Below are 6,265 nucleotides of genomic sequence, written 5' to 3'. Positions count from 1 at the left end.
CGCCCACTGCTTTTCGATCAACAGAAACAAGGCTGCTGAAACTGGATTTCGCTCCTCTCAAGGAGAGTTCACAAAGGCTTCGCACAGGCAACATCAACACCGGCTGAGCGCGGCGTACAAGTCATGCAATGTTTCGATGCCGCGCTGGCGGAATTCATCAAGCAAGATCGCCCATAGCTTCGCCATCGCTTCGACGTCGCCATCCGCCGTATGGCGGCGCGGGCAACGGATGCCATAACAAGCTAACGCATCGTCAAACGTCGGGCACGAATGGCCGATCAGCGTCATCATCGGCTGCAAGTCGACAAAACGTCCGCTCCATTTTTGCCGATAATGGCGCCAAAGGGCATGGCGCAAAAACGCCAAATCATGGCCGATATGATAGCCAATTAAGACGCCGGCGGCAATAAACGGCACAAACGTGCGCAGCGCCTCGGCAAGCGGCGGAGCGAACACCACATCCTTCGCCTCAATCCCGGTCAAGGCGGAAATATGTTCCGGAATCGGCTTTTCCGGCTTGACGAGCGTCATGTACGCATCCGTCACGACTCCTCCAACCGTTTTCGCTGCCGCCATGGCCAAAATTTCATCGCCTTGCTCCGGGGAAAAGCCGGTCGTTTCCATATCGATGATGACAAACGGGATGTCAGTCAAACGGTCATGCCAATCGATGATGTGCTGTTTTTCCTTTTGCAGCGAGCGAAGCCATGTTTCCTGTTGCAGCGAATGGTCATGCCCAAATAAGGCGGATGATGCCTCGCGCGGAACGCCGAGCGACAACAAGCGGAGCGCCCGTTGCCAAAACCGGTGCCGCTCATGCATGAATGTTAGCCACCCGCCGGGCGACAAAGCGCTGCAACCGTTTTGCGGTGCGCATCGCTTGTTTCAGCTGCTTTTGTTCCGTCCGCTCAAGCGCCCGCCATAACACATATTCACGTCCGTCCCCCGCCTCAGTGCTGTACTTAAGGCGAATCGAATAGTAAACAGAAAGCGCCTCGCAAACGGCGTCGGAAAGCGGCGCCGTCAATACGCCATTCGCTTCAAGCGCCCGCCGCCGCTCGGCTGTGCCCGCCGTCGGGACGTGCGCAAAACAGGCCAACCATTTCAGAGCGTTAGTGAGTTGCACGTAGCCGCTTTGTTTCATATGAACGGCCCCGCTGTACGGCCCCCATCGCTCCGTTTGCACGTTGCCCAGCCAACCGAGCGGAACCGGAGGAAATTGAACGTGCTCGCCCATGCGCGCCAACAGCGGCGGCCGTTTGGCCACCGCCGCAAACAGCGCCTTTCTTGCCTTCTCAGCCAATTCTGTTTCCCCATAAAGAGGCCGCATATCCATTGCAATCAACAAAAAACGAATGTCGTTCGGCCACCCGCTGTCTAAATAGGAAGAAAGTTGTTGCTCCCAACCGCGGACCGACTGCGCCCACCGCTTGTTCGTCGCCATCACGTAACCGGAGCAGTACGGATAGCCGGCCTCATGCAACATGTCCACCCCAACCGCCGCCATATGGCGGATGAATTCATAACAAGCCGCCTCCTCTTCCTCAGGACAGTCGAATAAAATGCCGTGGTCCTGGTCCGTCCAAATCGTCGGCTCACACCGGCCGATGCTTCCCATCACATACCAGCACCACGCCGGGGGACGAATGCCGACCGACCGTTTCATCGTCTCCCGCTCCGCAAGGAAGAACGCGCGGCGAAGGATGGCTTCATGCACACAAACGACGTCGCCTGCAAGCTGCTTCATTTGTTCAGGTGCTAGACAGCGCCGCAGTTCGCGCGCCAGTTCATCGTGGCAAAAACGAAGTTCGGCGGCCGACTCGGCTCGGTTTAGCCGCTCGACCACCTTTGCCGCCAACGATTCCATCACCTTTCCCCTCCTGGCTACTGCTGGGCGAGGGTCTTGGGCTGATACGTCGGATCGAGCTGTTCCGGATAGCCATAAGAACCGTGCTCGCTAATATCAAGACCTGAAATTTCTTGTTCCGCCGTGACACGCAGCCCGATCGTTTTCTTCAGGGCATATAAGATGACAAACGAAACAGCAGCGACATACACCGCAGCGCCGAGCACCCCGACCGTTTGCACAATCAGCTGATCAAATCCGCCGCCGTAAAACAGTCCAGCCTTCCCGATGCCCGTGATCTCGACTAAACGCGGCGAGGCGAAAAACCCGGTTGAAATCGTGCCAATAATGCCAGCGACACCATGGACGGAAAAAGCATAAATCGGATCGTCAATCCCTTTGCGTTCAAAGTAGATGGATGTCCAGAACGTAAACGACCCCGCCACTGCACCGATCACAACCGCCGCCCACGGTTCGACGAACGCGCACGCGGCGGTAATGGCAACCAAAGCCGCGAGCACGCCGTTGACCATCGCTGGAATGTCCGCTTTGCCGACCAAAATTTTCGCCGTCACAATCGCGGCGATCGCTCCCGCCGCGGCGGCCAAATTCGTCGTCAGCGCGACATAGCCGAAAAATCCGTCGCCAACCGCCATCGTGCTGCCAGCGTTAAAGCCGAACCAGCCGATCCATAAAATCAATCCGCCAATGACCGTATATACTTGGTTATGCCCAGGAATGACGTTTGGAGTCTTATCTTTATTGAACTTGCCGATGCGCGGCCCAAGCAAAATTGTAGCCACGAGTGCCGCAATCGCTCCTTGCAAGTGAACAACGGTCGAACCGGCGAAATCTTGCATTCCCATTTTTCCAAGCCAGCCGCCGCCCCACACCCAATGGCCGATCACCGGGTAAATGGCGATCGTAAAAATCGTGCCGAAAAGAAAATAAACAGACAGTTTCGCCCGCTCAGCGAAGCCGCCCCAAGCGATGGCCAGCGACACGCCGGCAAAGCCGAGCTGGAATAAAAATTTGAGCTCGAGCGGCACATTCGCCCACGACAACGAGTCAAACGTTCCTTTTCCTTCTTTTAAAAACCATCCTTCCGTCCCGATGAAGCTATTCCCAGCCCCAAACGTAATCGCAAAGCCGAACGCCCAAAACGCCAATGAGGCGATGGCAAAGCTTAAAATTTGTTTGCCAGCCACATGCCCGGAGTTTTTCATGCGCGTTGATCCGGCCTCAAGCAAAGCAAACCCTGCCTGCATGCCGATGACGAGCACCGCCGAAAGCATGACCCAGAGTGCATCCAGCCCAAGCGTCAACGTTTTTTCATCCATTTTACGCATCCCCCTTTTGTCATTTATCATCCCTTTTATATGCATAATATATAACATAAACCAACCAAAAGCAACGCGTGTTTTTGGTTGCAATCGGTTTCAAACACAAAAAGTTTGTTAAATTTCTTAACAAAAAAAGAATGCCCCTCATCACGAGGGGCATTCCTCACAGTGTTACGCCACACGAATGGGCTTGCCAAACGGCACGCGCGGCATATAATCGTCCGGCACAAGCCAAAACACTTCATAGTCGACTTCGAGTTCTTCATAAAAATAGCCGGTTACATCGGTGATGTAAAACAACGTATCGATTTTTTGCGCAGCGGCCCATTCCAACACTTCGGTGTACGACGATTTCCCGTGCTTGAAATATTTAATCGTCGCCACGCCAACCGGAGAGACATCGCGAATTTTAAAATCCGCTTGGACGAGCAGCGTATCCGGACGCAGCTTTTCAAACAGCTTCACAATGTTTTGAATGAGCATTGGCCGCTCCGGACGGTTTGATGTGTCGATCGCCAACGCGATGGAATGGTCTTTCCGCTCTTTGAGCAACGCCAATAAAGCCCGCTGCCATCTCACGATGATCATCCCCCTTATATCGGTGAATCGCCGTGCGCACTACTAGTATAGACGACGATGGGGGAAAGTACGAACTGTTTTTCTTTCCTTTTTCCCCTCCCGTTTCACAAACATAAACCAAAACGCCAAGGAACAGCTCCTTGACGTTTCTTACTACTGCGAAAGGGGGATGTTCGAACCATTTTCTTGATTCACTGCCGCCTCAATCGTTCCTTCTGCATACACATCGCTTACCTGTTCGCGCGTCTCAGAGAGCGCCTCATACACAAACGACTCGTCCCCGCCATCTGCCGGATCGTATTGCTGCCCCGCAATCGCAACGGGCCGTTTCTTTTTCGTCATCCACCATTCCTCCTACATGAATGCTGTTTCGTGATTAGTGTGAAAACAAGAGCGAAAAATGAACAGAGGAAGTTTATGGATGATGAATGCATATAGAAAGGCAAACGTGGCAAACTAACGAATAAACAACGATCAAGAGAGGATGATAGCCCCGATGAGAAAGCCAACACGAAACGACAGCGTTGAACAGCAACAAAAAAAGCAGCAACCGGACAAAGACAGGGAAAAACAGCCGGGATGCGGCGATAAAAAACTAGAAGGTCCAAACCATCCAGCAGAATAAAGGCGGCGAATCCCAATGAGACATTTGCTTGCGTTAGTGCTGAAATATTTGCTGACCGCCACGGTGATGTTTGCCATTTTACCGCTGTTTTTGCGCATTTCATCGGCAGAGATTTTATGGTTCAGCCTTTGGCTGACGCTTGTCGCCTATGCGCTCGGCGACTTGTACGTTCTGCGGCGCCTTGGCAACGTCTCAGCGACGATTGCCGACTTTGGACTTGTGTTTGTGGCGGTATGGATCGGCATCGGTGCGTTTTATGACATCGCCGGCGCCGCCATATTAAACGCGGCGTTTTTCTCTGCTCTGCTTACAGCGTTCGGAGAATTGCTGTTTCACGCCTATGTGCTGCGATTTGTCACTGTCGAGCACGGTGAAAAAGACGCCCCGCTCATCGGCCGCCAATGGCAAACGGAGGCGGCAGAAGAGTTTGATGTCCGCGCCGCCCGCCCGGACGGCAACGATCGTGAACGAGCGGAACAAGAGGATGAACAGCATCATCAAGAGCCTCCCCATCCCCCCATCCTATGAAGGAGGAACAAATGTTGGCGGCTGCAGTCTGAGACGCCAGCCGCTTCTCCTTCCTTCCAAACAGGGCTTCAACGTGAATGACTCCACCTTTGTTTGGAACATTCAATGGCTGCATCTCCACTTCGTTTTGGGTTGCGCCCTGTACAAAAGGGAAGTGGGGGAGCTTCAATTGGGAAATCATAACACAGATGGCGAACGAAAAAACGGGTGTCTTCTCGTTCGCTAGACACCCGTTTCGCATGAGGATCTTTGGTTTTTCGGCGCTTTCTTCTACAGCCATGGGCGGATCCATCGGACGTTTGGCCGCAAGCCGAAACAGGACGATCTCCTATCCGCCCTTATTGCTCCGGTCGCTTCAGCGCAAGCAGCGTCTGTTTCAATTCCGCTTCCATCGCCGCCAGCTCGCGTTCGGCCTGCTGCCGTTTTAAGCGGCCTTCCGCTTGGATTTTCAACGTTTCTTCGAGCGTAGCGATCAAATTTTCTTGTGTTCGCTTCAACGTTTCGATATCAACCAAGCCACGCTCGTTTTCCTTGGCGATTTCGATGCTGTTTGTTTTTAACATCTCCGAATTGCGCAATAACAGCTCATTCGTCGTTTCGGCGACCTGCTTTTGCGCCGCAGCCGCCCTTTGCTGCCGAAACAGCGTCAAGGCAATCACGACTTGATTTTTCCAAAGGGGGATGGCATGCAAAATCGACGATTGAATCCGCTCGACAAGCGTTTCGTTCATATGCTGAATCATGCGGATTTGCGGTGCCGTTTGAATCGTCACTTGCCGGCTGAGCTTTAGGTCATGCACCCGCTTCTCAAGCCGCTCGGCAAACTGCCGCAAATCCTGTACATCCTGCCATGCCATTTGGTCGCCGGAGCGCTCCGCTTCCGCTTGCTTTTCTGGAATCGTCTTCGTCCGCAGCTCTTCGAGTTTGTATTCCGCTGCCGCAATATAAATATTGAGCGCTTCAAAATAGTCTTTGTTTTTTTCATAGAGCGTCTCAAGCATCATGATGTCGCGAAGCAACAAATGCCGGTGCTTCTCAAGCCGATCAGCGATTTTGTCAATTTCAACGCCGATTTTTTGGTATTTCGCCACCATCTCTTGCAGCGGCTTGGCCACTGCGCCGAACAAGCGGGACAGCCACCCTTTTTTCGCCGGCATTAGGTCATCGGGGTTGACCTCCTTAATTTTGGCCATCAGTTCGCTGATCACTTCGCCGACCGGCCCAGCGTCTTTCGTTTGCACATGATGCAAAATCGCATGAGAAAACTTCGACAGCTCGGCTTGCGCCGCCACACCGTATTGCAAGACGGCCTGATGGTTGGCCGGGTCGATTTGTTTGGCGAGC

At 53.4% G+C, this 6,265-nt stretch carries 8 protein-coding genes; 2 read left to right on the top strand and 6 right to left on the bottom strand.

Going from position 1 to position 6,265, the window contains the following annotated elements; all coding sequences use genetic code 11:
* Positions 1-93: 93 nt before the first annotated feature.
* The 5 genes from VU18_RS06340 to VU18_RS06320 form a co-directional block, all read right to left on the bottom strand.
* A complete protein-coding gene (locus VU18_RS06340; RefSeq protein WP_014195630.1) occupies positions 94-822 on the bottom strand; it encodes a 3'-5' exonuclease in 729 nt (242 codons plus the stop codon).
* On the bottom strand, positions 815-1,867 hold the full coding sequence (locus VU18_RS06335; RefSeq protein WP_021322064.1) for a DUF294 nucleotidyltransferase-like domain-containing protein: 1,053 nt from the start codon (positions 1,865-1,867) through the stop codon (positions 815-817). Before VU18_RS06335 ends, VU18_RS06340 begins: the two co-directional genes overlap by 8 nt.
* A 17-nt stretch (positions 1,868-1,884) precedes the next feature.
* Complete coding sequence (locus VU18_RS06330) at positions 1,885-3,186, bottom strand: ammonium transporter (protein ID WP_014195628.1); 1,302 nt, start codon at positions 3,184-3,186, stop codon at positions 1,885-1,887.
* Between the two features lie 174 nt (positions 3,187-3,360).
* A complete protein-coding gene (locus tag VU18_RS06325; protein ID WP_014195627.1) occupies positions 3,361-3,768 on the bottom strand; it encodes a VWA-like domain-containing protein in 408 nt (135 codons plus the stop codon).
* Positions 3,769-3,921: 153 nt separating this feature from the next.
* The gene (locus tag VU18_RS06320; protein WP_014195626.1) at positions 3,922-4,110 is read right to left on the bottom strand and encodes a YozQ family protein; all 189 of its coding nucleotides are present in this window, start codon (positions 4,108-4,110) and stop codon (positions 3,922-3,924) included.
* 154 nt (positions 4,111-4,264) lie between these two features.
* Between VU18_RS06320 and VU18_RS21050 the strand changes: the two genes are divergently transcribed.
* Complete coding sequence (locus VU18_RS21050) at positions 4,265-4,393, top strand: hypothetical protein (protein WP_014195625.1); 129 nt, start codon at positions 4,265-4,267, stop codon at positions 4,391-4,393.
* A gap of 15 nt (positions 4,394-4,408) precedes the next feature.
* Positions 4,409-4,921 (top strand): YndM family protein, encoded by a 513-nt coding sequence (locus tag VU18_RS06315; RefSeq protein ID WP_013145584.1) that lies wholly within the window; start codon positions 4,409-4,411, stop codon positions 4,919-4,921.
* A gap of 338 nt (positions 4,922-5,259) precedes the next feature.
* On the opposite strand, the gene VU18_RS06310 is transcribed toward VU18_RS06315, so the two are convergent.
* On the bottom strand, positions 5,260-6,265 hold a 1,006-nt coding region (locus tag VU18_RS06310), incomplete at its 5' end, for a toxic anion resistance protein (RefSeq protein WP_047757834.1).

Origin of the sequence: Geobacillus sp. ZGt-1 (genome assembly GCF_001026865.1) — a bacterium.
GTDB lineage: Bacteria > Bacillota > Bacilli > Bacillales > Anoxybacillaceae > Geobacillus > Geobacillus thermoleovorans.
This window is presented reverse-complemented; position numbering and strand designations above follow the sequence as displayed.

Coding starts and splice junctions, on each gene's coding strand:
- VU18_RS06320 (WP_014195626.1), bottom strand. CDS start 4,110: ATGACGAAAAAGAAACGGCCCGTTGCGATTGCGGGGCAGCAATACGAT.
- VU18_RS21050 (WP_014195625.1), top strand. CDS start 4,265: ATGAGAAAGCCAACACGAAACGACAGCGTTGAACAGCAACAAAAAAAG.
- VU18_RS06315 (WP_013145584.1), top strand. CDS start 4,409: ATGAGACATTTGCTTGCGTTAGTGCTGAAATATTTGCTGACCGCCACG.
- VU18_RS06330 (WP_014195628.1), bottom strand. CDS start 3,186: ATGGATGAAAAAACGTTGACGCTTGGGCTGGATGCACTCTGGGTCATG.
- VU18_RS06335 (WP_021322064.1), bottom strand. CDS start 1,867: ATGGAATCGTTGGCGGCAAAGGTGGTCGAGCGGCTAAACCGAGCCGAG.
- VU18_RS06340 (WP_014195630.1), bottom strand. CDS start 822: ATGCATGAGCGGCACCGGTTTTGGCAACGGGCGCTCCGCTTGTTGTCG.